Source organism: Pseudomonas sp. OE 28.3 (assembly GCF_014268205.2).
Classification (GTDB): Bacteria; Pseudomonadota; Gammaproteobacteria; order Pseudomonadales; family Pseudomonadaceae; genus Aquipseudomonas; species Aquipseudomonas edaphica.
This window is the reverse complement of the sequence record NZ_CP077082.1, coordinates 4,065,771-4,088,032: the sequence shown is the minus strand read 5'-3', so window position 1 is coordinate 4,088,032 and position 22,262 is coordinate 4,065,771. Positions and strand designations below refer to the sequence as shown.

At 56.9% G+C, this 22,262-nt stretch carries 37 protein-coding genes; 20 read left to right on the top strand and 17 right to left on the bottom strand.

Annotation, left to right across the window (positions count from 1 at the left end):
* Positions 1-29: 29 nt before the first annotated feature.
* The 16 genes from HU759_RS18185 to HU759_RS18120 all read right to left on the bottom strand — a co-directional run bounded on the left by HU759_RS18185 (position 30) and on the right by HU759_RS18120 (position 8,012).
* A complete protein-coding gene (locus tag HU759_RS18185; RefSeq protein ID WP_017528182.1) occupies positions 30-386 on the bottom strand; it encodes a hypothetical protein in 357 nt (118 codons plus the stop codon).
* On the bottom strand, positions 383-553 hold the full coding sequence (locus tag HU759_RS18180; protein WP_017528181.1) for a hypothetical protein: 171 nt from the start codon (positions 551-553) through the stop codon (positions 383-385). The genes HU759_RS18185 and HU759_RS18180 overlap by 4 nt, the downstream gene beginning before the upstream one ends.
* On the bottom strand, positions 550-735 hold the full coding sequence (locus HU759_RS18175; protein ID WP_017528180.1) for a hypothetical protein: 186 nt from the start codon (positions 733-735) through the stop codon (positions 550-552). The genes HU759_RS18180 and HU759_RS18175 overlap by 4 nt, the downstream gene beginning before the upstream one ends.
* Positions 732-1,169 carry a hypothetical protein gene (locus HU759_RS18170; RefSeq protein ID WP_017528179.1) on the bottom strand — a complete coding sequence of 146 codons (438 nt, stop codon included), beginning with the start codon at positions 1,167-1,169 and terminating at the stop codon, positions 732-734. Before HU759_RS18170 ends, HU759_RS18175 begins: the two co-directional genes overlap by 4 nt.
* Positions 1,170-1,329: 160 nt before the next feature.
* Positions 1,330-1,650, bottom strand: a complete 321-nt coding sequence (locus HU759_RS18165; RefSeq protein ID WP_157788666.1) for a hypothetical protein — start codon at positions 1,648-1,650, stop codon at positions 1,330-1,332.
* Between the two features lie 257 nt (positions 1,651-1,907).
* Positions 1,908-2,204: a hypothetical protein gene (locus HU759_RS18160; protein ID WP_186617659.1), complete on the bottom strand. Its 297-nt coding sequence runs from the start codon at positions 2,202-2,204 to the stop codon at positions 1,908-1,910.
* Between the two features lie 420 nt (positions 2,205-2,624).
* Positions 2,625-3,008 (bottom strand): helix-turn-helix transcriptional regulator, encoded by a 384-nt coding sequence (locus HU759_RS18155; RefSeq protein WP_186617658.1) that lies wholly within the window; start codon positions 3,006-3,008, stop codon positions 2,625-2,627.
* 660 nt (positions 3,009-3,668) lie between these two features.
* A complete protein-coding gene (locus HU759_RS18150) occupies positions 3,669-3,920 on the bottom strand; it encodes a DUF1654 domain-containing protein (RefSeq protein ID WP_054898154.1) in 252 nt (83 codons plus the stop codon).
* Between the two features lie 243 nt (positions 3,921-4,163).
* Positions 4,164-4,469 (bottom strand): DUF2388 domain-containing protein, encoded by a 306-nt coding sequence (locus tag HU759_RS18145; protein ID WP_346274581.1) that lies wholly within the window; start codon positions 4,467-4,469, stop codon positions 4,164-4,166.
* A 166-nt stretch (positions 4,470-4,635) separates the two neighbouring features.
* Positions 4,636-4,980 carry a hypothetical protein gene (locus HU759_RS18140; RefSeq protein ID WP_143521741.1) on the bottom strand — a complete coding sequence of 115 codons (345 nt, stop codon included), beginning with the start codon at positions 4,978-4,980 and terminating at the stop codon, positions 4,636-4,638.
* Between the two features lie 105 nt (positions 4,981-5,085).
* Entirely contained in the window at positions 5,086-5,418 is a 333-nt protein-coding gene (locus HU759_RS29910) for a hypothetical protein (protein ID WP_225933000.1), read from the bottom strand.
* Positions 5,419-5,604: 186 nt separating this feature from the next.
* Positions 5,605-6,009 (bottom strand): hypothetical protein, encoded by a 405-nt coding sequence (locus HU759_RS29905; RefSeq protein WP_225932999.1) that lies wholly within the window; start codon positions 6,007-6,009, stop codon positions 5,605-5,607.
* Between the two features lie 143 nt (positions 6,010-6,152).
* Entirely contained in the window at positions 6,153-6,371 is a 219-nt protein-coding gene (locus HU759_RS29900) for a hypothetical protein (RefSeq protein WP_225932998.1), read from the bottom strand.
* A 384-nt stretch (positions 6,372-6,755) separates the two neighbouring features.
* Complete coding sequence (locus HU759_RS18130) at positions 6,756-6,995, bottom strand: hypothetical protein (RefSeq protein WP_186617656.1); 240 nt, start codon at positions 6,993-6,995, stop codon at positions 6,756-6,758.
* Between the two features lie 2 nt (positions 6,996-6,997).
* Entirely contained in the window at positions 6,998-7,297 is a 300-nt protein-coding gene (locus HU759_RS18125; RefSeq protein ID WP_099491204.1) for a hypothetical protein, read from the bottom strand.
* 55 nt (positions 7,298-7,352) lie between these two features.
* Positions 7,353-8,012, bottom strand: a complete 660-nt coding sequence (locus HU759_RS18120) for a S24 family peptidase (RefSeq protein ID WP_186617703.1) — start codon at positions 8,010-8,012, stop codon at positions 7,353-7,355.
* Positions 8,013-8,100: 88 nt separating this feature from the next.
* On the opposite strand from HU759_RS18120, the gene HU759_RS18115 reads away from it, so the two are divergent.
* From HU759_RS18115 to HU759_RS18070, 10 genes are all read left to right on the top strand, one after another.
* The gene (locus HU759_RS18115) at positions 8,101-8,313 is read left to right on the top strand and encodes a Cro/CI family transcriptional regulator (RefSeq protein WP_178955860.1); all 213 of its coding nucleotides are present in this window, start codon (positions 8,101-8,103) and stop codon (positions 8,311-8,313) included.
* Between the two features lie 211 nt (positions 8,314-8,524).
* Positions 8,525-9,382, top strand: a complete 858-nt coding sequence (locus HU759_RS18110; RefSeq protein ID WP_186617654.1) for a replication protein — start codon at positions 8,525-8,527, stop codon at positions 9,380-9,382.
* A complete protein-coding gene (locus HU759_RS18105) occupies positions 9,372-10,178 on the top strand; it encodes an ATP-binding protein (protein WP_186617652.1) in 807 nt (268 codons plus the stop codon). The genes HU759_RS18110 and HU759_RS18105 overlap by 11 nt, the downstream gene beginning before the upstream one ends.
* On the top strand, positions 10,178-10,648 hold the full coding sequence (locus tag HU759_RS18100; protein WP_186617651.1) for a hypothetical protein: 471 nt from the start codon (positions 10,178-10,180) through the stop codon (positions 10,646-10,648). The genes HU759_RS18105 and HU759_RS18100 overlap by 1 nt, the downstream gene beginning before the upstream one ends.
* Positions 10,645-11,235 carry a recombination protein NinG gene (locus tag HU759_RS18095; RefSeq protein WP_186617650.1) on the top strand — a complete coding sequence of 197 codons (591 nt, stop codon included), beginning with the start codon at positions 10,645-10,647 and terminating at the stop codon, positions 11,233-11,235. Before HU759_RS18100 ends, HU759_RS18095 begins: the two co-directional genes overlap by 4 nt.
* The gene (locus HU759_RS18090) at positions 11,232-11,777 is read left to right on the top strand and encodes a hypothetical protein (protein WP_056861770.1); all 546 of its coding nucleotides are present in this window, start codon (positions 11,232-11,234) and stop codon (positions 11,775-11,777) included. The genes HU759_RS18095 and HU759_RS18090 overlap by 4 nt, the downstream gene beginning before the upstream one ends.
* Positions 11,778-12,212: 435 nt before the next feature.
* Positions 12,213-12,404 carry a Com family DNA-binding transcriptional regulator gene (locus HU759_RS18085; protein ID WP_081214437.1) on the top strand — a complete coding sequence of 64 codons (192 nt, stop codon included), beginning with the start codon at positions 12,213-12,215 and terminating at the stop codon, positions 12,402-12,404.
* 8 nt (positions 12,405-12,412) lie between these two features.
* The gene (locus tag HU759_RS18080; RefSeq protein WP_186617649.1) at positions 12,413-12,925 is read left to right on the top strand and encodes a hypothetical protein; all 513 of its coding nucleotides are present in this window, start codon (positions 12,413-12,415) and stop codon (positions 12,923-12,925) included.
* Positions 12,926-13,049: 124 nt separating this feature from the next.
* Positions 13,050-13,388: a hypothetical protein gene (locus tag HU759_RS18075; protein ID WP_003218335.1), complete on the top strand. Its 339-nt coding sequence runs from the start codon at positions 13,050-13,052 to the stop codon at positions 13,386-13,388.
* Entirely contained in the window at positions 13,385-13,729 is a 345-nt protein-coding gene (locus HU759_RS18070) for a hypothetical protein (protein WP_186617648.1), read from the top strand. The genes HU759_RS18075 and HU759_RS18070 overlap by 4 nt, the downstream gene beginning before the upstream one ends.
* Positions 13,730-13,789: 60 nt before the next feature.
* Here the strand turns inward: HU759_RS18070 and HU759_RS18065 are convergent, their stop codons facing one another.
* Entirely contained in the window at positions 13,790-14,113 is a 324-nt protein-coding gene (locus tag HU759_RS18065) for a hypothetical protein (RefSeq protein ID WP_186617647.1), read from the bottom strand.
* A 110-nt stretch (positions 14,114-14,223) separates the two neighbouring features.
* Between HU759_RS18065 and HU759_RS18060 the strand changes: the two genes are divergently transcribed.
* The 10 genes from HU759_RS18060 (at position 14,224) to HU759_RS18015 (ending at position 22,248) form a co-directional block, all read left to right on the top strand.
* Positions 14,224-14,655, top strand: coding sequence for a proteasome subunit beta (locus HU759_RS18060; RefSeq protein ID WP_186617646.1), 432 nt, complete (start codon positions 14,224-14,226; stop codon positions 14,653-14,655).
* 9 nt (positions 14,656-14,664) lie between these two features.
* On the top strand, positions 14,665-15,264 hold the full coding sequence (locus HU759_RS18055; RefSeq protein WP_186617644.1) for a hypothetical protein: 600 nt from the start codon (positions 14,665-14,667) through the stop codon (positions 15,262-15,264).
* Between the two features lies 1 nt (position 15,265).
* A complete protein-coding gene (locus HU759_RS18050; RefSeq protein ID WP_186617642.1) occupies positions 15,266-16,753 on the top strand; it encodes a terminase in 1,488 nt (495 codons plus the stop codon).
* Positions 16,753-18,213, top strand: coding sequence for a DUF4055 domain-containing protein (locus tag HU759_RS18045; protein WP_186617640.1), 1,461 nt, complete (start codon positions 16,753-16,755; stop codon positions 18,211-18,213). The genes HU759_RS18050 and HU759_RS18045 overlap by 1 nt, the downstream gene beginning before the upstream one ends.
* Positions 18,188-19,273: a minor capsid protein gene (locus HU759_RS18040; RefSeq protein WP_186617639.1), complete on the top strand. Its 1,086-nt coding sequence runs from the start codon at positions 18,188-18,190 to the stop codon at positions 19,271-19,273. Before HU759_RS18045 ends, HU759_RS18040 begins: the two co-directional genes overlap by 26 nt.
* A 64-nt stretch (positions 19,274-19,337) precedes the next feature.
* Positions 19,338-19,631 carry a hypothetical protein gene (locus HU759_RS18035; RefSeq protein ID WP_186617638.1) on the top strand — a complete coding sequence of 98 codons (294 nt, stop codon included), beginning with the start codon at positions 19,338-19,340 and terminating at the stop codon, positions 19,629-19,631.
* A 67-nt stretch (positions 19,632-19,698) separates the two neighbouring features.
* The gene (locus HU759_RS18030) at positions 19,699-20,406 is read left to right on the top strand and encodes a hypothetical protein (protein ID WP_128593529.1); all 708 of its coding nucleotides are present in this window, start codon (positions 19,699-19,701) and stop codon (positions 20,404-20,406) included.
* Positions 20,407-20,417: 11 nt separating this feature from the next.
* Entirely contained in the window at positions 20,418-21,386 is a 969-nt protein-coding gene (locus HU759_RS18025; protein ID WP_186617637.1) for a major capsid protein, read from the top strand.
* Positions 21,387-21,438: 52 nt separating this feature from the next.
* Positions 21,439-21,741, top strand: coding sequence for a HeH/LEM domain-containing protein (locus HU759_RS18020; protein ID WP_186617636.1), 303 nt, complete (start codon positions 21,439-21,441; stop codon positions 21,739-21,741).
* Positions 21,742-21,744: 3 nt separating this feature from the next.
* Positions 21,745-22,248 carry a DnaT-like ssDNA-binding protein gene (locus HU759_RS18015; protein WP_186617635.1) on the top strand — a complete coding sequence of 168 codons (504 nt, stop codon included), beginning with the start codon at positions 21,745-21,747 and terminating at the stop codon, positions 22,246-22,248.
* Positions 22,249-22,262 lie beyond the last annotated feature (14 nt).

Below are 22,262 nucleotides of genomic sequence, written 5' to 3'. Positions count from 1 at the left end.
GAGTAGGCGCCGGGTGCGCTGGTGGCTGGTCATGGCGCAACCTGATCGGCTATCTGGCAGTCTGCGGCAAGCCTCAGAAGGTTGCGGGTGGTCGGCTGGAAACCTTCGGTGTTCGGGTACATCGCGAATTTGTGGTCATGTGGATATTCCTCGAACGGACCGTGCCAAGGCCACATCTGAAGCCAGGACGCCCACACCGTATAGGACTCGTTGCTGTCGCCACTGTACGAGTCGTATTCACCACCGACGCTCGGGCAATGCCGAACATTCGAGTTTTCATCGTAAGCAAGCTCCGAATGATCACTGTCAATCCAGGCGCGCCCATAGAGGGATGGGTACAGCCGAACAAGGCGCTTGCTCAGCTTCTTTTCAATGCGCGGGTTCATGGCCGAACCCTCACCGCGATACGCCCGCCCTTGATCGCAGCAGCAAGCTTTGGCGGTAGTGCCGACACAGGCAGGTCTCGCGGCAGGCCGGCGCCGAGGATTGTCAGGCTGCGTTCGATCTCGGCGATCTGTTCGTCGATCAGTGATTTAACCGGTGCAGTGGTCATGCTGCCTCCTTGCGCGAGACCTTATTGAGGCGTGCGCAGTAGTGGTCGAATTCTTTGAGGGTTAGCGACTGATCAACGAGGAACTGAGTGATCATCCGCTGAACAATTACCGCCTCTTCCTGAGTGCTTGCTGCGTGCTTGAGGCTTTCTAGCGCGTCGTCGATAAGGATGTGAGCGCTCATAGGTCACCATCCACGTCGTCTTCGAGCTCTTCCCGTTCTGCTGCAACCGCGTCGGAGGCGTAGGGCCTGAGCAAGTCCATAGCGATCCGTTCCGCGGCTTCGATGGGGCGCTGTTCGCCCATCAGTTCCGCGGCGTGGCCGCGTGAGTCCGCTTGGCTGCCAAGGATTGAGGACAGGAACAGCCGAGCAAGTGAGTCTCGCTCGTCCAGGCCGTCGATTTGGCGCTGGTTCAGGTGGCCTTGAAGGTACGTGCAGTAACGATCAAACGTCACCACTTGCGGCTGGCCGTGGCGGCGCTTCCACTTGATGTCCATCCCGCACACCAACTGTTCCGCCGAATGTTCCAGCCACTCCTGTTCCGGATTCGCGTCGCTGACATCTGGAGGCAACTGAGCGTCGAATCGCTCTTGGCATAATTTCAATACTGCGCTCATGGTCGCCTCCGAGGCGGCTGCGTGGGTTAGTCGGTGTAAGCGACGTATTTGAAGTGGCCGTCTTTAAATCCCGGCATAAATAGGCCTGTCGGTCACCTGACCGGTAAGGTTGTTGGTAGTGGGTGGGGAGGTGTCTATGCGAGGGATAACTGGAAAATCGTCAATCAATAGCGCTATGATAAATTTCAGTTTTTTCAGGGAGATCAATGATGTTTTTAAAGCGAATTTCTGCAGCGCTTCTGCTATTGAGCGTTTCTTCGGTCGTAAGTACCTTGGCAAGCGCAGCAGAGGACGACACCGAAAACGCCGTCAATTTGCTGGCCATTGAAAGCCTTTGCGTCAAGGCCAATCCAGATTCGAATAGCAGCGTTGAGAACGCTTTAAATAGCGATCCGGAGACGACCGAGTCGCTTAGAGCAGAAGTTCGCCGAGTCAAATCTGATCCAGCTTCCAAAGCAAAAATCCAATCGTTGGCGTTCAATATGAGCAACTCTGTCGTCGTATCTAAGCTTCCAGATATGTGCTCGTACTACCTCCCCAAGAAGTGAGAACGCATACCTTATGCTAGGTGTCTCGCACCTGCGGGGTTGGCGTCCGACATCGTTAGAAGGCTCTCATCGCACAGTCAGCCTAAGCTGACCGCAACCGGAGCCGGGTGCCGCCCACCGTTACCGGCGCTTGCTGGCATCGATCTCGACCCAGAGCGCATTGACGATTGGCGTCCTCCATTGCTTGGGGTTAGGCGGTGGTTTTGGCTGCGATTAGCCGCCTGGCCTCAATCTCTTCGTCGAATGACAGAAGGTGAGGCGCTACTAGGTAAAGGTTGAGCAATCGTTCGCCTTCATCCGTTGACCATGTCTGGTCGGCCAAGCGTTTTTCGTCGTACTTGGCATAAGCCAAAAGAGCCGATTCGATAACTCCACTCATGGTTCTGCGCTGGATGCGACCCATCACGTCGAGCATGTACTTAACGCGGGGGCTGATTCGAACGCCGATTTGGGCGCTCCTGGTTTTTACGCCAACCTTCTTGGCCATGACTCTCTCCGTTCGTTGGTTCACCTGTATTCGTCAACACTCATGCCTCCCGCTGGTTGCCGATGGGCGCGGGGGAGGAGTGCTGACGTAATAGAGGTAGTGGGGGGGAAGGGTGAAGGCTTATCGCACTGCTATATTTGAACCAGTTGTTCGAGGCCGAGGAGAGCGAAATGAGCAGGGATGAAAGCAGGTACAAAGCAACTTGCAGCGCTTGTGGTCATGCGGGTGTTCAGGTCAGGAGCTCAGATGACTGGGGGCGTACCGTAGAGTGGTGGGAGGGCTTTGATACCACTCCCGCAAGTGACTACGAGTACTATCGGAAAAGATCTGATGCACTCGTGCCTGTCTGTAAGTGCGGAAGCAAAAACATCGATGTTGGAGAAGTCATACCCAGCTGAAGAGGCTCATCGATATTGGTGTTCACACAGCCAGTTCTGCGCACTCAGCCCGGCGCACCATCCGCATCTGGGCCATTCGCCTTTCCGGCGCCCGGCGATCACGACGCAGGAAGTCGTCACTGATCATCGAGTGCATGGCGATCAGCGCCGCCAGCACAAAGCACACCGGCGTGATGATCTGGCGCTTCATGGCCTCAGCCACCAAAGCAGTGCGCTTCGTCACGCCTAGCTTGAACATTGCATTGGTCAGGCGCTTCTTCACGGTGCCCGCTTCAATGCCTGCTTCCCGGGCGATCTCTTTCGAGGTGAAGCCCTGGGCAATCCAAAGTAGAAACTGAAGCTCTCGCGGCGCAAGGCCACGTCCGAGGTGGCCTTTCCATGAACCGTTGATGATTGTTGCTTCCATCGTGGTGACCCTCGTTTGGTTTCCCGTTAGTCCCTGCTGCCAAGGACTATCGGTGAAACCCCCGACCTCGCTACTGGCGTCAGGCTGGGGTTGTTGCGTCAGCGGTGTGGCCCGTTGCCCGCTGCTGATTGCAGGGCAGGCCGGTCGTCATCGGTGTGGGCTTCGAGCTTCCTACTCACAGCGTCAAACAGCATCTGTTCGCCATGGATCACAGGTCCTTACAACATGCACGCTACAGCTCTGAATGCCCTGGCTGAGTGGGGCAGGGTGCATGAGGTCCGGCGTTCCCAGCCGAGGCTATCGGGACCGCTAATTCTGTTCAGTTGAGTCTCCCTTCTACCGCTGGGATTCGCGGGGCACATTGCTTGCCAGGTCATTCGCGCGGTTCGAGCGTTTCGCTCTCGATCAGCCGTACAGGATGTTCCTGTCGTGGGCGGGCTATCTGACCCGTCTGATCGCCGGTCGCCGGTAGAGGCAATGCGGTCTGTTGGTATTTCTGTATTGCGCTGACTGTTAAAGAGCGGCGCAGCTCTCGCTGCTGGCCGGCGATGTTCGTTGCTGGCCTGAGATGAAATATAAGCCAACTTATTTTTAGCGTCAATAAGCAGGCTTATATATTTTCCTGAGGACGATAAAAAGCCCGCTCACTGGCGGGCTCATCTAGGAATCGCAGTACTCGCGCCAACCGATGCGGACGGCGCCGTCATCCAAATGCTCGATCCTTATGCCTGCGGTGTCGCCGATGTCCTGGATGACCTGGCGCCAGGCTTCAGGGCTTTCATCGTCGCGCCTGGAAACCTCGACCAACTGAATCCTTTGGACCCGTGGAGAGGCGATCAAGCCTTGCAGGCGGCGGCCAACAAGCTCGTAGGAGTTTCGTGGTTTTGATGCGGAGTAGGGTGCCTGGTTCATGCGTCGCTCCTTGCGAATACTGTATACATACACAGTATTTGTACTGACATATCTTGGCAAGAGGCCGGCAGCAAGTTTCATGCATAAATGCATATCTTGACGTGAAGGCGAGAGTCGCCAAGGATGCCTGAACCGCAGGCAAAGAAAAGCCCGCGATGGGGAGTAGCGGGCTTAAAGGGATGTTCACTAGGAGCTGAGGTAACCATAGGTCCTCTACTGTGAAAAGGTTGTGAAAGGTGGCGCTCAGTAGGACGTAGCGATTGCATGAGCCAGTTGCATGTCAGACATCAGTGGCGAGCTGTAGGTCGAGCGATAGTACCTAGATGCTTGCTCAAACTGAGCGCCGCGAATCTCGCCGTCCGATCCGATGAACGCAAGGGCGTCAGCCTTTGCAGGCTTGAAGTTATTCGATGCGAGCATGGTGAACCCGGTAGTGCCTGCAACGGTGTAGGTTGGAGCCATCAGTACAGACAGCATCGAGTTGTTATAGGAGTCATCGGACCCCTCAGAGGCATGAGCGTTGATCGATACCAGTAGGGCTACCGTCATAATCTTCCATGAATCCATTCTTCGTTGCGTCCACTGCGATCAGAGGGGCCACCATAGCAGAGGAGGGCGCTTGGCAGAAACAAGAAGCCCGGCGCTGGGTCGGGCTCGATGATGGCTGCTTATGCTGCTACCGCCAGGGTAACAGCTCTCACAAGCACCAGGATCTTCACAAGGCGGCCTTCAGAAGGACTTTGCATTCGGCGTCGTATTTTTCACGCAGCTTGGCAGTGCTAGCTGGCGTCATCCGCCCAGGTGTCTCTTTGTGCAATTCCACCATTTTTTGCGCAACTTCTTCCTGAGCCTGCGGGGTATAGCCAGCATGCACCAATAGTAAATAGGAGGCTCTTGAGGACTGACTGCGGCTTATGTCTGGCTGGTCACCAGCTACTGAAAGCACTTCGTAGTAGGCCGCGCAGTGGAGATCTCTCTCTTTTGGGGTTTCTGCTTGGGCGGTTAAGGAAATGCAGGTGAATATGGCGCAGAAGGCCAGTGGCATCGAGGATAGGCGCATGAAAACGAGTCCATTCGAGAGGGGCGAAGATTTTATCAGCTCAGATGACAGAAACAAGAAGCACGGCGCTGGGCCGGGCGTCGGGATGAGCTCGGTGATGTTGGCTTACTTAATTACTTTCGGCTTCTTAGGTGAATACATCGTTCCGATCTTCAAGGCCTCGTCTTTTCCGCCCTTGAGCATTGGCGCCTTCTTCAAAATGTACTCAGGAAATTTCGTAACCAGATAGTCGTACCTAAACCACCTTCGGAACTCACCAAGGGCGTCATTGGGGTATGCACTGGCTTCCTGCGGATTGCTTTTTGCCTGAGGGTATCTGGGCGGATAATTATGCTGGCACGGTACGCGCTCACCGTAAATGGATGAATAGTTGAATTCTTTCCAGTATTTGGCCCACATCTGCCCAACGCTGATGTCTGGAATGGTTTTGTCGTTCACCGTCAGGTCAGCGTTTATCAGATCGACTATCAGGCCAGTTATCTCATTGAAAATAATGAAATAACCCAGGGGGGAAGAGTTATTTAGGATTGAAACTCGTTCGTTATGGTATTGCCACTTATCACCAGGCGTATAATTCAGCGATTCATAAATGAACCTGCGCAATCCAAGAGTTGCGAATGCCCTTTACGTATCCCTTGCCTGCTGATTGGGAGATCGGGACTCAAAGGCGTAGTACTCCAAAATTGCCATGCAGACCACGTCTGGATACGCATAGTGCGGCTGACCATCTCGCATGACCTCGATATAAAGAGATCGGTCGGTGTAGCCCTGGCCAAAAAGGTACGTTTTGATGAATGAAATCCGATCTTTTGTGATCACTTCGTCATCAAAATGCTCTACCCATTCTTGAGATATCTCATGTAAGGCTTTTCTTGGCGCCCCGGCGGCAAGAGCTAATCCGCGCTGGGTGAGGAATGGTATTCCGTTTTCCAGAACGCCCATCTCTATTCCGTTTACATCTCTTTGAACCTCGACTCCCAGGTCCAAAACAATCTGTTTGGGGGTGGCGTTCTTGCCTTGATTTTTCATCATTAACTCCCTGATATATAAGCAAAAGGACATGGCGTTCAAGATGTCCAATATTGCTAAGCCAAAACCTTGATATAGCCCTTAGAAATCCACGCCGCACCACCTACTCATCCCGACCTCGCACAATCCTTCCCGCCTTCACCTCATCCGCGCGCACCATAGAAGTGGTTCAGCGCTATAAGCTCAACCACAGCCACGAAAACGCACAAAGCAATGAAATTAGGACTGAATACCCGCTTGCGATTCGATGATCCCCCGCCTGACCAGTTCGCACCAGTATAGATAGTGAGTGCTGCAACGAGTGCGAGCAGAGCATAGGTCCAAGCCTTGCTCCAAAAGCTCTGCTCTCGCCATGCACTCACTGGTCTTGCCATCCACGGTAAGGGCAATTCATCGCTTTGAGGCGGCGTCTAAGCGCTGGAGATTCAGAGGAGTCGTAAACCCATAGACCAGAGTAGGCATGTGGGGAGAACTGAAGTACGTCTCTAACAAACGCCTCACTTGCGAGCCTCTGGAATTCCCGACATTGCTCAACTCGCTCGGCTTCCGTTGCTGGCATTGGCATGGCTTCGATTTTCTTTTCGTACTCGGTTTTTTCAAATAGCTTGCTGTAGCAGCCTGTGACAAATAGTGGCGCGACTATCAGTGCCGCGACCCGTAAGGCGTTCATTCCACATTCCCTTGTGCATACGAGTGCTGCTCAGCTCGCAGTAGTTCGATTTAGGTTGCCGCGTAAGACAATGCGCCTACTCGGGTTTGGTCCGGATTATTTGGCCCGCCTTCACCTCATCCGCATACCCGGTCAGTCGATCCTCGTCCGCTTGAAGCACCGTGCACATCTTCAGAACGGCCTGGGCGTCCGCCTCATTGCCGGCAAGGCTCAGGCGCTCTGCAATCCTCATTAGCTCTACGGCTGACCACTTGAGGTCGGAGGCGACGCCTTGCAGGTCGCGCTTAAGGTCTTGGTTGGGTTTAGTGAGGGGCATGGTCAGGTATCCCGTTTAGCTCGGCCATTCAAAATCCACTGCACAAAGCGGCCGGTGACCTTGTCGTACAGAACCGACAATAAGAGTCCTGTTATCACAAGGTAGCTACCATAAAAGACTGCAGGGTACTGTTTGACGCGATATTTATTCCAACCAATCACATCGATCCAACGCTCAAAAAAGCGCGCTGAGCTCAGGTATGACCCGCTCATATCGTAAAGGCCAATAGCCAAGATAATCAGGCCAGCGAGCAACAGAACCGTGCCTATACGCTTTGTGACGGTATTCGTGAATTGTTCCACGTTAACCTCCTGTCAGCCGGCCGTGCCAAGAGGCACTGCCAAGGCACTTCCTTGATCAGTAAAACTTTTGCAGCGCCTGCACGACCACGCCTACGATCCTGCAGTTCTCGTCGACCGCTTCGATCGGGTAGCTCGGATTCAGCGGCTTCAGGAACAGCCGACCTCCGTCGCTGACCAGCTTCTTGAATGTGGCTTCGTTGCTGTCCGGAAGCTTGGCCACCACCAGCTTACCTGGTGCGACTTCAGCCTCGGTGTCCACAAGGATTAGCGTGCCCTCGGTAATGCTCTGGCCGGCGGGCGCCGTCATCGAGTCGCCTTTGACTGTCAACCAGAAAGCGGGGCCTTTGGCGTCGTACTCCGAAAACTCATACGAGTCCGAGATTCCGGTCGGGTAGGGCTCAACGGCTTCCGACCAGGCGCCGGCGGCAACCCAGCTGACTACTGGGTAGCGGAATGATTTGGTGGGCTGGGCGGCAACTGAAATGTTCGATTCCGAGGCGCTCACTCTAGTCATTGGACCGGTGTTTTCCGAGAGCCAAATAGCGTTCACACCGCACACGTGCGCGATCTTCGGGAGGTGTGCGCTTTGAAGGTTTTTTCCGGTCTCCAGCTGGGAGATTACCGGCTGCTCAACACCCACTTTTAAGGCGAGAGCCTTCTGCGTCAGCTTGGCGTGGTTGCGTGCGGTTTTGATTCGTTCGGCGAGTGTGCTCATGAGCTGAAATTTATAAGTTCCCTTATTGCCTTGCAAATAAGTGTCCTTCTACTTAGGATATAAGCATGCTTATCAGGAGGGCGCTCTTATGACCCCTATCGAAAGGCTCGTCGACTTCTTCGGCGGGCAAACCAAAACAGCTTTGGCGCTCGACGTCTCGCAGGCCGCGGTTTCGTACTGGGTTTCCGGGATTCATCCGATGGGCGCTGAAAAAGCATTTAAGGCTGAAGAGTTAACCGGCGGACAGATAACGGCTCGCGAGCTGTGTATGCGCCAAAGAGACATCCAGTCGGTCGCCTGACTCCCGCGCTCACTTGATCCGTGTAGCCAGTATCGGCCCAGACGGTCTGCGAAGTAAGAAACCTGAAGTTGCTGGAGTTTTATCCAGTGGGGTTTGAGAGGGGCGAAATGGGGAGCAGGGCGGGGAGGTTGGCGCTTCCGCACCGAATTCCAGGCAAAAAAAAGCCGACGTACGAGGTCGGCTTCTTCAACAGCTTTATGCGAGAGAAATCATGCCAAACATTGTTGCGTTACACAACCCTCGGGGATTCACCCGTATGGACAATAGCCTTATGGAGGCTTTGGCTACGGTTGATCTGCCAGCGCGTGAACTGCGCGTTCTAATGGCCATTGCACGCCAGACCATCGGCTATCAACTGGAAACCAAACGCCTGACTGCCGACGACATCGGCAAACAGACCAACTTGCGCCGCGACGTTACGTCGAAGGCGATAAGCCACCTTCTTGAGCGCCGAATAATTTTCCGCGTTGGCGGGAGCCGTGGGGATATCGGCATCGCGCCAGTCCGTGAGTGGTCTTTCTTCGAAGAAAAACAACAACGTCTCACTGAGACCAAAACGTCTCACTCAGCCAATATCGTCTCACTGAGACCATCTGCGAGTGAGACCAAAACTGCTCACTCCCTTCTTTATACAAAGAAAGAACCCCTATTAACTCTTTCTTCGAAAGAGATTAATCCGCCCCAGGAGCCAGTCGAACCTCCGAAGCCTGATCGCAAGACTCCGTTCGGCATGGCGCAGTTGTTGGCCGACAACCCGCACAACGTCCCTGAGCAACTGCTGGCCGACTGGCTGACACAGCGCAAAGCCAAGCGCGCCGCAGTGACCGCCACCGTCTGGGCGACCGTGAACACCGAGCTGGCCAAGTGCGCCGAGGCCGGGATCACCGTAGACGATGCCATCACCGAAGCGCTGAATTCGGGCTGGCAGGGTTTCAAGGCTTCCTGGGTGATCAAGCGCCTGGCGGAATCCGCACCGGTGTCGGCCCCCCAGTCTCGCCACACCGGTTTTGCTGACCGCAACTACACCGATGGCCTGATTCAGCGTGAGGACGGTTCCTATGCGATCTGAGCCCGCCCAGCAAACCCCAGAACTCCCGCCGGGGACACGCATCCAGCCCGCTGAATGCGAAACCCACGGCCACTACGACCAGAAGGTTTTTCCGGTGCTGGGCAAGGAGCTGAAGAGCGGTTGCCCTGAGTGCGGACGGATTATTCGCGAGAAGGCCGACGCTGCTGAGCTGGCCAACAAGGTGATGGAGTTGCGCATGTCCATGGAGCGCAAGCTCGGTGCCGCGCTGATCCCCAAGCGCTTCGCCAGCAAGACCCTGGACGGCTACGTCGCCACCACCACGGAGCAACGCAAGGCGCTGAACACCTGCCGCCGGTATGCCGCGGAGTTCGCGCAGATTGCCGAGACTGGCCGCTGCCTGTTGCTGCTGGGAAAACCCGGTACCGGCAAGACGCACCTGTCCGTGGCGATTGCCAACGAGATCATGGCCAGGTCATCTGCGACGGCTGTGTACCGCACCATCGGCGCTGTGCTGCAGGCCATCCGCGCGACGTACGACCACTCCAGCGACCAGAGCGAAAGCCAGATCCTGTCGAGCCTGATCAGCCCCTCGCTGCTCATCCTGGATGAGATCGGCGTCAGCAAGGAGAAGCCCAGTGACTTCGAGTTGACCACGCTGTTCGCGATCATCAACGGACGCTACGAAGAGCTGCGCCCGACGGTGATCGTTTCCAACCTGGACGGCCAGTCGCTGCCGGCCGCCATTGGCGAGCGCTGCATTGATCGGCTGCGGGAGGGCGGGGTGATCGTCATTCCATTTGAGTGGGAATCGCAGCGCGGGAAGGAGGGTTTCTGATGTCCGACAAAATCAGCGTCAACTGCCAGGCCAAGCTCTCTGAGGCTATCACCAAGTTGAGCGCCATGTACCGCGACAAGAAGTTCGTGGTGGTCTCCCTGCGCGCTGGCAAGGACCGCACGCTTGACCAAAATCGGTTGTGGTTCGGGATGTACAAGCGCATCGCCGAAATGACCCAGATCGGTGACGCGGCTGACGCCCGGCGCTATTGCAAGCTGCACTTCGGCGTGCAGATCCTGTTGAACGAGGATGCCGGCTTTCAGGCCGAGTGGTACCGGGTCATGCGCCAGCTCCCCTACGAAACGAAGCTGGCCTTGATGGGCGAGTGCCACTTGTTCGGCCCCGACGGTTTCCCGGTGACCAGCCTGTTCAGCCGCGCCCAGGGCATCAATTACACCGACCGCATCGCCGCCTATTTCACAGGCCAAGGAGTGGTTTTCACTGATCTACTCAGCAAGGAGGCTGCATGATCGCCAAGCAACCCAAACCGAAGAAGTGCAAGAACCCGGCATGCGGCATCAGCTTCCCGCCGCAGCGCCTGGGCCAGGCCGTGTGCAGCCCGAAATGCGGCCTGGCCATCAAGGACGTGAACCAGGCGAAGGCGCGCAAGTCGCTGGCCCAGGTTGAGCGCCGCGAGATCAAGGCCCGTAAGGAGAAGCTGAAGAGCCGCGGCGAACACATGCGCGAGGCTCAGCAGGCGTTCAACGAATACGTCCGCACTCGGGACCAGGCCGCCGGCCATCTATGCATCTCCAGCGGCAAGCCGTTGGACTGGAGCGGCAACGCAGTCGATGCCGGCCACTACCGCAGCGTTGGCTCCGCGCCGCACCTGCGCTTTGATGAGCGTAACTGCCACGCCCAGAGCAAGCAGGACAACCGGTTCCTTTCCGGCAACGCGGTGGACTACCGGAACGGTCTGATCGCGCGCATCGGCCAGGAGGCCGTCGACGCCCTGGAAGCTGACCAGAGCGTGCGCAAGTACTCCGTGGAGCAGATCAAGGGCATCAAGGCCTACTACAGGGCAAAGACCAGAGAACTGAAGAGGGCTGCAGCATGACCTATCGCAACGTTGTTTCAGCAGTAGTTCGGGCGCTCGCGGCCGAGACCATCAGTTCCGCCGGCGGCTGCGACTTCGAGCCCAAAGTGCAGTGCGCCAAGCAGAAGGGGGAGATCGTCGGCAAGGAGGCTGCGTTTCTCCAGGACTGCTGGGTTTTCGGTCGGCTGCACCGGGCGCTGACGCCGGCGCACTGGCGGGCACTTGTGGCGAAGTACTCGACGCACCAGGAGCGCAAGCACGACGCAATTGCAGAGTTGACCCGGTCTGTGCGATCGCCAGCGCCTGAGCGGTTCCTGCACTGCGCCGTGGTGACTTGGGCGCTGCCAAAGCTTCCCGGAGTAGACGGCAAGCGTTCCACCAATGTGCTCCCGTCCGGCTGGTACGAGATGGACAACTGGTCTGATGAGCCGCACCCGATCAAGACACAGGAGCGGTGGAGACGAGATATTCGAAAGTTGCTGGAACGGGAGGTAGATGAAGCCTTGGTCTCTGTACAGGCCGTCTTGGATGCTGAGGGACTTATTGGGACAAAAGTCGCTTGACTGCGGATGAGCCATTGAGCCATTATCTACCCATCCTGTCATTTCTGCGTTAGTGGAGATGATGACTCGAGCGCCCATAGATGTTAGCGGCCCGAGCGGCGGGCTGTTGATGTTCGGTGGGCTTGTATGGGTAGTTTTCATGTGGTTCCTACAAGCAGTGATTGATACACCTAACGCATCACAACAGTCTGGACAAGAAGGAGGTCGTCGTATGGTTAAATTGATTAGTAAAACCGCGGTAAATTTTGCGGCAAACGCGTCAACAGCCCTCTACGTCAACAGCCTGCCTGCTTTGACCATTCGAGTGCCAAGATTTGCTTCTTGGATACTCAGCCAGTAACACCGTGTCGCTTGTCCGACACACCAAATTCTAGGAACCCGACCATCGTGTCGGGTTTTTTATTGCCCACGGAAAGGGCGATTCAGCAAAGGACTTTGCAGATGTTGAAAGAATTCAGATGTGGTAACTGCAAAAGACTTCTCGCCCGCACGGGTGGGTTTACAGAGCTCCAGATCAAATGTTCCCGATGCGGGACGTTGAATCATGTGAAGGCCGCGAGCCTCGAGCAATCGCCTTTGAGCGACATGAATGCGGAATCCTCCGCTATCAATCATTCGATTCAATAGGTGAAAAAATGTCCCATAGTGGCTTTCGTATTATCCTTTTTAACAGCGCCAATAATGGCACCGCTATCCTACCTCCGCGTAACTGTCTGGTGGCGGGGCAGTATCTCGAATCTCCAAGCAAACGATACAAACTGATCCTAGAGGCTGATGGAAATCTACGGCTCTACGATAACGGCGTTCCAATCTGGGTGGCTGATAGCAGCGTTCCCTACACGTATGTAGACAACCGTCCAAATACAGATTTGGTCACTTGCTTCTACATGCAAGGCTCTGCCTTTTTGGTCGACCGTGTAGGTAGTCGTACCTGGGCAACCAGCGGTGATTGGATTAACGGGGCTGCGGATCGCGCTTACCTGCAGGTGCAAGATGACGGCAACGTTGTCGTTGTAGATGGGGTTCCTCGGTGGGCTCGATTTGGCTTCACCCCGACCGCTGTTCCTACACGTGGTGTGTTCTATCCAGATCACGGTACGGGTGATCTCCCGACTTTCTACACGTATCACTGGAACAACGCTTTTTAACTCGACCAAGAGCCTCGGCATTCGCCGGGGCTTTTTCGTTTTCGGCCCCGCCACACCCTTCGCTCTAAGCAGGGAGTGCCGCCGGGGCTGACCTATTTCAAACATGCCCCACGGAGTCGAGCGCATGGAGTATCTACAGCGCCTGCTCGACAAAATCGACAGGTTCGAATTGCTAATCGCGGGCCTCGTTGGGGCTGTGATCGCCAGCTGGTGGCACAAGGACGACTTGAACGACTGGCGCGCCTGGATGATCTTCCTCATCACGGGCATGGCCTGCTCGATCTACCTCACGAGCATGGTCAGCACCTACCTTGGCGTGACCGAACCGAAGATCGTTGCCGGCATCGGCTTCCTGCTGGGGGCATTCGGAGGCTCGCTCCTGGCGGCCATCAATCGAGCCATCAAATCCGCTGACCTCTGGGCGCTTATCCGCCAGCGGTTCGGGGGAGGCAATCCACCATGAATCTTGAACTGATCAACTCCATCGCCTGCGGCCTTATCGCGCTGTGGGCAGCATGGTGCGTACTGAGCGGGAAGGTGAGGGACGGCATTCTCGGGAAGCTGATCTACTCGACGATCGCGATCAGCGGTTTCGTCGTCATGGCGCGCAGCCAGAACATCTTATTCGGCCCGACCAGTGCTGGACTGACGCTGCATGTGTCCCTGGCCCTGGCTGGTGCTCGCCACATCTTCATGGTCACTTACTGGCAGCGGGTGAAGGTCTGGCTGTGCCGGACGCTGAACTGTGAGCACTGCCTGCACTGTGATAAGGCCCCTGGTGGGGTCGAACGCCGGGGTAAGTAATCCGCGCCACGTTTTAGGATGCGCCAATGCAAGGTGAATTGCGCGAGTCTTGTCGAGTTTTCATGCGCCGCGTTTCTCGCGAATTGCTGAAAGAGAGCGAAGGCACGCGGTCATGAAGGCCGCTGTATAAAAGGTACCGTTAGTGACTGATGCCACGAGGGCGTAGATATCCAAGCGACTTGGGTATCCGCGAGCCACGCAGAATGACCAGATCAGGATCACAGAGAAACCAGCCCCCATGCCGAGCATTGCGCTCAATGCCGTGCTCTGCCATTTGCCTAAAATTTTGGTGGGTTTTGCCATGCGCGCCACTGACAGCGCGATACTGAGTAAAAGGAAAAACGTGGCTATTCCAGCGCGTAGCAATTGAGGGGAGCTTTCCATGCATGCCTTCTATTCAAGGTTAGTGATCGTGAGCCTCTGACGAGACTTGTGCCTCAGTGTAGACACTCCGACCTTTCTGTCCCGACCTATCTCCCTCATTGAGACTCAGTATGACGACCATTGCCTACAAAGACGGCGTGATCGCCTATGACTCCCAGGTAACCCGTGGTGATGTGATCACCTACGACGATTACGAAAAATGCCTTGAGCGCAACGGTGTGAAGTTCTTCTGCTCCGGCGCCGTCTCTGACTATCAGCGCCTGGTTGATGCTTACTTCGGTGCAAAGCCTGAAGGCAACATCGACGTTACGGCCATCGTGTTGGATGGTGAGCAGTTGATGCTGGTTGCAGTGGATGACGCTACTGGCCTGTGGAGGTCGCCGATAATGCTGGATCGCCCTTACGCCATTGGTAGCGGTACGCCCTACGCGTTCGCCGCAATGGACATGGGCGCCAGTGCTTATCAGGCGGTAGAGATGGCCTCCAAGCGCGACACCAGCACCGGCGGCAAGATTCGCAGAGTGTTCATCAAGAAAGACTAAGGATTCCCCATGACAAGCAAGCAACCCGACTGGGAGGCGATCGAACGTGCCTACCGGGCAGGTTCGCTTTCCATCAGGACTATCGCAGAGCGCCAAGGCGTGAGCGACACGGCAATCCGGAAGAAAGCCAAGGTTCAAGGATGGGCGAGAGACCTTTCTGACCAGGTGCGCAAAGAGGTTCGCAGCAAGCTGGTTCGCGGAGAGGTTCGCAACGACCAAGGCGCGAACTGCGAACTTGACGCCGAGATCATCGAAGAGGCCGCAGAAGAAGGGGCCAGGGTGGTTCGCAGCCATCGCCGAGACATTCGCAAGGCCACGAACCTTGCGAACCTGCTGATGGATGACCTGCTCAATACCATTCAGCGCCGCGAAGAGATCGAAGACGCGATCGAGGATGAAACCTCGGAAGACAGCAACGGCATGCGCCGGTCCTCGATGCTCGCTGCTGTCGCGCTACCGAGCAATTCCAAAACCTTGTTTCAGCTTTCCTCAGCAATGAAGAACCTGCAAGTTCTGGAGCGTCAGGCATTCAGCCTGGACGAGAAGGAGAAGACGGACGACGCCGACGAGATCTCGAAGATGATGGACGAACTATCACAGGACGCCTGATATGAAACCCGAGCACATGAAGCTGCTTCGGGATCGGTTCTGGCGACTGAATAATCTCTACTTCATCACCGACAAGCAGGGAAAGAAGGTTCGCTTCCGCATGACGCAGGAGCAGATCGATTACTTCCAGGGGATGCATACCCGGAACATCATCCTGAAAGCTCGCCAGCTGGGCTTTACGACGCTGGTGTGCATCGTCCAGTTGGATGCAGCGTTGTTCGAGGCTGCCAAGTGCGCCTTGATCGCTCACACACTGAACGACGCGAAGCGCCTTTTCCGGGAAAAGGTGAAATACGCCTACGACAATCTGCCGAAGGAGCTTCGAGCTGCCAACCCGGCGCGGAACGACGCGGCCGGCGAGCTGGTGTTCAGCAAGGGCGGTTCGCTTTACGTTTCCACCTCGTTCCGTGGCGGCACGCTGCGCTACCTGCACGTATCCGAGTTCGGGAAGATCTGCGCCAAGTTCCCACACAAGGCGCGGGAGATCGTCACCGGTGCTTTCGAGGCTGTCGCTGCTGAGTGTTTCGTCACCATTGAGTCAACGGCAGAGGGTCGAGCCGGCTATTTCTTTGATTACAGCCAGTCAGCAGAGCGCCAGCAACTGGCCGGGGTGCCACTGGGCCTGCTGGACTGGAAGTTCTTTTTCTTCAGTTGGTGGAATAACAAGGCTTATTGGCTTGATCCCACTGACGTGGTCATCCCGCAGCGCCTGACCGACTACTTCAACGAGCTGTTCGCGAAACACGGCATAGACACGAACCCGGGCCAGCGCGCCTGGTACGCGGCCAAAGAGAAGACGCTTGGCGACGACATGAAGCGGGAGTACCCGTCGATCCCTGTCGAAGCCTTCCAACAGTCCGTCGAGGGCGCCTACTACGCGCAGCAGTTCACCAAGCTGTATGCAGCTCAGCGCATCGGCACTCTGCCCGACAACAACCACCTGCCAGTGATGACCATTTGGGACATCGGCGTTAGCGACTCAACCGCCATTTGGTTTGTGCGCCAGGTCGGCGAGCAATACCACGTCATCGATTACTACGAGAACTCAGGCGAAGGTCTGCGGCACTACATGAAGGTGCTCAAGGACAAGGGTTACACGTACTCCGAGCATTGGGGGCCGCACGATATCGAGAACCGTGAGTTCGGCAGTGATGCGAAGACGCGCAAGGACATAGCCCGAGAGGGTTACGAGATCGATGGCCAGGTTTACCGGATGACGTTCCAGGTTGTCCCGAAGATCGGGGTGGACGACGGCATCGAGCAGGCCCGCGAAATTCTGTCCAAGTGCGCCTTCGACGAATCGAAGTGCGAAGAAGGCATTGCTTGCCTCGAGAACTATCGCAAGGAGTGGGACGACAAGAAGGGCTGCTGGAAAGACAAGCCGCTGCATGACTGGACGTCTCACGGCTCTGATGCATTCCGGTACTTCGCTGTCGCCAAGAGCGCAAAGAAGCCGGTCAAATCAATCAAAATGGGATTCGCACGCTAATGGCAGACGTCACATACACCCGCCCGGAATACGACGCGGCACAGTCCCGTTGGCGGCTGGTGCGCGACGTGTGCAAGGGCTCCGAGACGGTAAAGGGGCGCGGCGATGTGTATTTGCCCAAGCCCAATCATCACGACACCAGTCCTGAGAACATCGAGCGGTATAAGTCGTACAAGCAGCGTGCAGTGTTCTACAACGCTACAGGCCGCACGAAGCACAGCTTGGTAGGTGCCGTGTTCCGCACATGGCCAACTTTAACCGTACCTGGTGCGCTTGATTACGTAGCCACGGACGTCGACGGGCAGGGCGTGAGCGTTTACCAGCAGTCGCAGTCAGTCATCGGGCATCTGCTCGAAGTCGGTCGTCACGGCCTGCTGGTGGATTACGCCGCGGTGCAGGCCGGTACGGTGAGCAAGGCAGATGAGCAGGCCGGGCGCGCCCGTGCGAACGTTGCGAGCTACCCGGCCGAATCAATCCGGAACTGGAAGACACGCAAGGTTGGCGGTCAGCACCTGCTGAGTCTGGTCGTGTTGCGCGAAGAGGCAGACATCGACACTGATGACGGCTTTGGAAGCGAAAAGGTCGTGCAGTACCGCGTGTTGCGCCTGGATGTGGCCGGCGTATATACCCAGGAGCTGTGGCAGGAAGGCTCAAGCGAAACGGCGATGGTCATCCCACCATTCACCCCGCTCAATGGAGCTGGGCAGCCATGGCGCGTGATTCCATTTCAATTTCTCGGCAGCGAGAACAACGACACCAGCATCGATGACTCACCGCTGTACGACATGGCGGTGCTGAACATCGGTCATTACTGCAACAGTGCGGACTACGAGGACTCGGTGTGGTTTTCCGGACAACCGCAATTCTGGATTTCGGGGTTGGACGAGGCCTGGCGCGATCACCTTGAGGCCAATGGCATTTATGTCGGCTCCAGGGCGCCGCTGACGCTTCCTGCCAGCGGGTCGTGTGGCTTTGCTCAGCCTGAGCCGAACACGCTTGTGAAGGAGGCCATGGACGCCAAGAAGCAGGACATGGTGTCACTCGGCGCCAGACTGATCGAGCGCGGAAGCGCGGTGAAGACTGCAACCCAGGCGGACAACGACAGCGCCGCCGAACACAGCGTGCTTTCCCTGGTGGTGAGCAACGTTAGCGAAGCGTACAGCCAGTGTCTTGAGTGGATGGCTGAGTTCGTGAACGCGCCCGGTGAGGTGGTCTACAAGCTCAACCAAGACTTCAGCCAGATCACTCTGGACGCAACGATCCTTGCGGCGTTGTTCAACGCAGTGCAGGGCGGCAAGCTGCCGGAGGGCGACTTCTGGCAATACCTCCGCGATCGCGGCGTGATTAACCCGGAGAAGACGGACGACGAAATCCGTGGCGAACTGGAAGCGCAAAGCACTGGGCCTGACCTGGATGAAGACGAGGTAATTCCGAATGGCGGCAAACCAAGCAATCCTTGACGCCACCATCCGGCATGCCGTGTTCCTGGAGCAGCTGAAGTCAGGGGAGGTGGCGAAGTTCGCCCCCTTCCTCAAGGAGATCGACCGCTCGATACGCGAGCGGCTGACCCGGACGGACCTGACGGATTACACCATCGCCCGCCTGGAGCGGCTGCTCAGCGAGGTTGACAGCCTGTTGCTGGGCATCTTCGACCGCTATAGCGAGAAGCTGAACCTCGACCTGGTGGATATCGCCAACTATGAGGCTGAGTTTGAAGCGACCAGCCTGACCCGGGCGGCGCCGGTGGGTGTGACCTTCGATGCCGCAGTGCCCGGTGCGGCGGCAATCAGGGCGGCAATCCTCACTAATCCGCTCAGCGTACGCGGTGCTGATGGCGGGAAGCTGCTCAAGTCGTTCATTGATGGCTTCACCGCCACTGAGCGGCAACGCCTCACAGGCGCGATCAGGCAGGGCTTCTTCGAAGGCCAGACGAACTTCCAGATCATCAAGAATATTCGCGGTACCAAGGCGCTCCAGTACAACGACGGCATCCTGGCCACGACCAACCGCAACGCCGGCGCCATCGTGCGGACGGCAGTGCAGCACGTTGCCACCCAGGCGCGCATGGAGACGCTGAAGGAAAACAACGACGTCGTGCAGTCAGTGGAGTGGGTCAGCACCTTGGATTCGAAGACCACCAGCCAGTGCCGGACGCTCGATAAGCGACGATTCAAGCTGACTGAGGGGCCGAGGCCACCGATCCACATCAATTGCCGCTCGACGGTGGTGGCGGTGACGCGCTTCAGCGCTCTGTTTGCTAAGGATGCCACTCGGGCATCCATCGGTGACGCCGGCGCCCAGCAGGTGAGGGCAGACCTAAGCTACTACGACTGGCTTAAGCAGCAGCCGGCAGCCTTTCAAGACAAGGCCATCGGCCCGGTTCGGGCCAAGCTCTTCCGCGAAGGCGGCCTAACCATCGAACGATTCTCCGAACTGCAGCTTGATCGCAACTTTGCTCCTTTGACCCTTGTGCAAATGAAGGCTCTTGAGCCTTTGGCATTTGAGCGAGCGTTTGGATGAGAAAATTGATACATGACAGAAGAGCTGTTATTGATTGTCGCTCCCATTAAGCAAGGAGCTTGGTATGTCTGAAGATCTGCCGATGAGCAGCTATGTGACAAGTTACTTTTTTAATAAAAAACCGTTGCCAAAACTTGGGCTTATTACCGCATCAACGGGTGAATATGCGAAATTCAACAAGGTATGGGTTGCTGGCGGTGAGTGTTATTTGATGGATGACTCAGAGTTCGAGTCCTTCCTTAAAGTAATAGCGGAACCGCTCAACATTCGAGGTATTGCGATTAATCATAAGGTTGTAAACCTGACGGAGCGTCGACGCGAGATACCTATTCCCACCATTGATGAACTGAATACCTAAACCCGCTTCGGCGGGTTTTTTAATGCCTGCAGGCAGGGCCTGCACCTACGTCTCTGGGAGACAACCAATGCTGAAATTCCAACTGGATACCCTGGAAGGGGTGGATGAAGCCGTGCGCGCTCTTTACACCGAGAAGGACGGCAAGTTCGTACTCGGCATTGAAGGTTTGCCGCAGCAAGAAGATGTAACCGGCCTGAAAGCCAAGGTTGATGAACTGCTCGGCGAGAAGAAGCTGGCCGAGAAGAAAGCCCGCGAGGCAGAAGAGTTGGCTCGCACTGAGCGTGAAGAAGCCGCTCGCAAATCCGGCAACGTCGAAGAGCTCGAGCGTTCCTGGTCTGAAAAATACACCCGCCGCGAAGCTGAGCTGAACGGCATGTTGGAGCAGGAGCGAGGCACGCTGAGCACTCAGATCCGGGATCTGACTGTTGGCCGTACCGCTACCGATATCGCGTCTGCCCTGGCAATCCCAGGCAGCGCCAAAGCCCTGTTGCCGCACATCGAGCGCCGTCTGAGCGTCGAGCAGCGCGACGGGAAGCCTGTTGTGGTTGTCCTTGATCAGCAGGGCAAGCTCTCGGCGGCAACGCTGGACGAGCTGAAAGCAGAATTCGCAAACGACACGGCCTTCGCGCCGTTGATCGCGGGTAGTAAGGCATCTGGCGGCGGGGCTGCTGGTGCTGGAGGTGGCGGCGGGGCCGCAAAAGGAAAAATCGGCGGCACCAAAGAGGAACGACAGGCCGCGATCGCGAGCCGGTTCCCGGATCTCCCACAATCGTAAGGAAATAACTCATGTCCCTGTCGCAAATGCAGGTTTTCAACGAATACATCATGCCGGCGACTCTCGAGACGCTGGATCAGTATCTAGCCGCTTTCAACGCCGCCAGCCGTGGTGCAATCGTGCTGTCCCCAGACGGCTTCACTGGTGACTTCCTCCAAGAGTCGTTCTTCCAGACCCTGGCCGCCGCCCAGCGCCGCGTGGATCGCTACAGCGCGAACGCTGCTGTCGCTGCAACCGACCTGACTGAGCTGAAGAACACTTCGGTGAAGGTCGCCGGTGGCTTCGGTCCGATCCGCTACGAGCCATCGCAGATGACTTGGCTGGAGCGTCCAACCGCGCAAGGCATTGAAGTCGCCAGTCGCGCGTTCGCTGAAATCCTGCTGAAGGACCAGCTGAACACCGCGATCGCTGCCCTGGTTGCTGCAATCACCGCCCAGGCCACCGCGGTCAACGATGTGTCGGCTACCGCTGGCATCACCTACGCTGGCCTGAACAACGCTCACGCGAAGTTCGGCGATGCGAGCCAGAACCTGGTTACCCAGGTGATGCAGGGCACTAGCTACCACAAGTTGGTTGGCCAGAACCTGGCGAACCAGAACCAACTGTTCCAGGCCGGTAACGTCCGCGTGATCGACATTCTGGGCAAGATCTCCGTTGTGACGGATGCCCCGGCTCTGATGCAGGCCGGCACCCCGAACAAGGAAATCATCCTGTCCCTGGTGCAAGGCGCTGCGTTGGTCCATGACGGCCGCGACATCATCAGCAACGTCCAGACCACCAACGGCAAGGAGCGTATCGAAACCACGCTCCAGACCGACTACACCTTCGGCCTGGGCCTGAAGGGGTACACCTGGGACACCACCACCGGCGGCAAGTCGCCAACCGACGCCGAACTGGCGACCGGTACCAACTGGGACAAGACCGCCACCAGCATCAAGCACGCCGCCGGTGTGGCTCTGATCGGTGATGCCTCCAAGTAACCCTTCGATGACTGCTCCGGGGCAATAGCCCTGGCGCAGCGGAGTAGCAACGATGACTGATAAAAACATCTGGTACCTTCCGGGGCCATTCCACCGTTATGAAGACGATGTGAAGGCATTGGCCAAGAAGGCCGGTCTGCGCATCATCGATGCGAACGTGACCGAAAGCCGCGAGAACGAATCTGAAAGCCCGCCCAAGGCCAAGCTGAAGGCCGAGTACGCAGAAGAAGGCGATGAAACCAACCCAGGAAAGATGGATGTGGCAGAATTGCGCGAATGGCTGACCGCTCAAGGTGTCGAGTTCGACCCGAAGGCGCCGAAAGCTGACCTTGTAAAACTCATTCCTGCGGAATAACTCATGGCACTCATCATCGAGGACGGCACCGGTAAGCCTGACGCCGAAAGCTACGCGAGCGCCGAGGACCTGGACATGTATGCCGTGAAGTTCGGCACGGTCATTCCCGCGGGCGTTCTTGAGCAGGAAGCATTGCTTCGTCGGGCCGCCTTGGCGATGGATGGCAAAACCTGGAAAGGCCGCAAGATGAACAGCGAGCAGGCCCTGTCCTGGCCGCGTCGGGGCGTTGAACTGGACTGCCAGATCAAACCAGACAACTACCTGCCGGCGCGGATCCAGTACGGACAGATGGCCTTGGCCACCGAGATCCATCAGGACGACATTGACCCGGTGGAGAAGCGCAAGGGTGCTGTGACTCTGGAGCGTGTCGAAGGCGCGGTAACACGCGAGTACGCCACGATTTCCAACACCAGCGGTCGACTGTTGCCGGCGGCGCCGGATCGACCGAGCGCTACGCAGTTTGCCGACTACCTACAAAAGCGCGGGCTGTTCGCAATCCGCGCATAGCTTCAACGGAGACC

What these genes read in the sequence shown, in the direction of transcription:
- HU759_RS18095 (WP_186617650.1), top strand. Translation starts at nt 10,645, where the DNA reads ATGATCGCCAAGCAACCCAAACCGAAGAAGTGCAAGAACCCGGCATGC.
- HU759_RS18115 (WP_178955860.1), top strand. Translation starts at nt 8,101, where the DNA reads ATGACCCCTATCGAAAGGCTCGTCGACTTCTTCGGCGGGCAAACCAAA.
- HU759_RS18100 (WP_186617651.1), top strand. Translation starts at nt 10,178, where the DNA reads ATGTCCGACAAAATCAGCGTCAACTGCCAGGCCAAGCTCTCTGAGGCT.
- HU759_RS18040 (WP_186617639.1), top strand. Translation starts at nt 18,188, where the DNA reads ATGGCGGCAAACCAAGCAATCCTTGACGCCACCATCCGGCATGCCGTG.
- HU759_RS18070 (WP_186617648.1), top strand. Translation starts at nt 13,385, where the DNA reads ATGAATCTTGAACTGATCAACTCCATCGCCTGCGGCCTTATCGCGCTG.
- HU759_RS18030 (WP_128593529.1), top strand. Translation starts at nt 19,699, where the DNA reads ATGCTGAAATTCCAACTGGATACCCTGGAAGGGGTGGATGAAGCCGTG.
- HU759_RS18105 (WP_186617652.1), top strand. Translation starts at nt 9,372, where the DNA reads ATGCGATCTGAGCCCGCCCAGCAAACCCCAGAACTCCCGCCGGGGACA.
- HU759_RS18150 (WP_054898154.1), bottom strand. Translation starts at nt 3,920, where the DNA reads ATGAACCAGGCACCCTACTCCGCATCAAAACCACGAAACTCCTACGAG.
- HU759_RS18090 (WP_056861770.1), top strand. Translation starts at nt 11,232, where the DNA reads ATGACCTATCGCAACGTTGTTTCAGCAGTAGTTCGGGCGCTCGCGGCC.
- HU759_RS18080 (WP_186617649.1), top strand. Translation starts at nt 12,413, where the DNA reads ATGTCCCATAGTGGCTTTCGTATTATCCTTTTTAACAGCGCCAATAAT.
- HU759_RS18185 (WP_017528182.1), bottom strand. Translation starts at nt 386, where the DNA reads ATGAACCCGCGCATTGAAAAGAAGCTGAGCAAGCGCCTTGTTCGGCTG.
- HU759_RS18120 (WP_186617703.1), bottom strand. Translation starts at nt 8,012, where the DNA reads ATGAGCACACTCGCCGAACGAATCAAAACCGCACGCAACCACGCCAAG.
- HU759_RS18160 (WP_186617659.1), bottom strand. Translation starts at nt 2,204, where the DNA reads ATGGCCAAGAAGGTTGGCGTAAAAACCAGGAGCGCCCAAATCGGCGTT.
- HU759_RS18145 (WP_346274581.1), bottom strand. Translation starts at nt 4,469, where the DNA reads ATGACGGTAGCCCTACTGGTATCGATCAACGCTCATGCCTCTGAGGGG.
- HU759_RS18155 (WP_186617658.1), bottom strand. Translation starts at nt 3,008, where the DNA reads ATGGAAGCAACAATCATCAACGGTTCATGGAAAGGCCACCTCGGACGT.
- HU759_RS18050 (WP_186617642.1), top strand. Translation starts at nt 15,266, where the DNA reads ATGAAACCCGAGCACATGAAGCTGCTTCGGGATCGGTTCTGGCGACTG.
- HU759_RS18175 (WP_017528180.1), bottom strand. Translation starts at nt 735, where the DNA reads ATGAGCGCTCACATCCTTATCGACGACGCGCTAGAAAGCCTCAAGCAC.
- HU759_RS18020 (WP_186617636.1), top strand. Translation starts at nt 21,439, where the DNA reads ATGACTGATAAAAACATCTGGTACCTTCCGGGGCCATTCCACCGTTAT.
- HU759_RS18075 (WP_003218335.1), top strand. Translation starts at nt 13,050, where the DNA reads ATGGAGTATCTACAGCGCCTGCTCGACAAAATCGACAGGTTCGAATTG.
- HU759_RS18140 (WP_143521741.1), bottom strand. Translation starts at nt 4,980, where the DNA reads ATGCGCCTATCCTCGATGCCACTGGCCTTCTGCGCCATATTCACCTGC.
- HU759_RS18060 (WP_186617646.1), top strand. Translation starts at nt 14,224, where the DNA reads ATGACGACCATTGCCTACAAAGACGGCGTGATCGCCTATGACTCCCAG.
- HU759_RS18025 (WP_186617637.1), top strand. Translation starts at nt 20,418, where the DNA reads ATGTCCCTGTCGCAAATGCAGGTTTTCAACGAATACATCATGCCGGCG.
- HU759_RS18035 (WP_186617638.1), top strand. Translation starts at nt 19,338, where the DNA reads ATGTCTGAAGATCTGCCGATGAGCAGCTATGTGACAAGTTACTTTTTT.
- HU759_RS18110 (WP_186617654.1), top strand. Translation starts at nt 8,525, where the DNA reads ATGCCAAACATTGTTGCGTTACACAACCCTCGGGGATTCACCCGTATG.
- HU759_RS18045 (WP_186617640.1), top strand. Translation starts at nt 16,753, where the DNA reads ATGGCAGACGTCACATACACCCGCCCGGAATACGACGCGGCACAGTCC.
- HU759_RS29905 (WP_225932999.1), bottom strand. Translation starts at nt 6,009, where the DNA reads ATGAAAAATCAAGGCAAGAACGCCACCCCCAAACAGATTGTTTTGGAC.
- HU759_RS18065 (WP_186617647.1), bottom strand. Translation starts at nt 14,113, where the DNA reads ATGGAAAGCTCCCCTCAATTGCTACGCGCTGGAATAGCCACGTTTTTC.
- HU759_RS18180 (WP_017528181.1), bottom strand. Translation starts at nt 553, where the DNA reads ATGACCACTGCACCGGTTAAATCACTGATCGACGAACAGATCGCCGAG.
- HU759_RS18130 (WP_186617656.1), bottom strand. Translation starts at nt 6,995, where the DNA reads ATGCCCCTCACTAAACCCAACCAAGACCTTAAGCGCGACCTGCAAGGC.
- HU759_RS18170 (WP_017528179.1), bottom strand. Translation starts at nt 1,169, where the DNA reads ATGAGCGCAGTATTGAAATTATGCCAAGAGCGATTCGACGCTCAGTTG.
- HU759_RS18055 (WP_186617644.1), top strand. Translation starts at nt 14,665, where the DNA reads ATGACAAGCAAGCAACCCGACTGGGAGGCGATCGAACGTGCCTACCGG.
- HU759_RS18015 (WP_186617635.1), top strand. Translation starts at nt 21,745, where the DNA reads ATGGCACTCATCATCGAGGACGGCACCGGTAAGCCTGACGCCGAAAGC.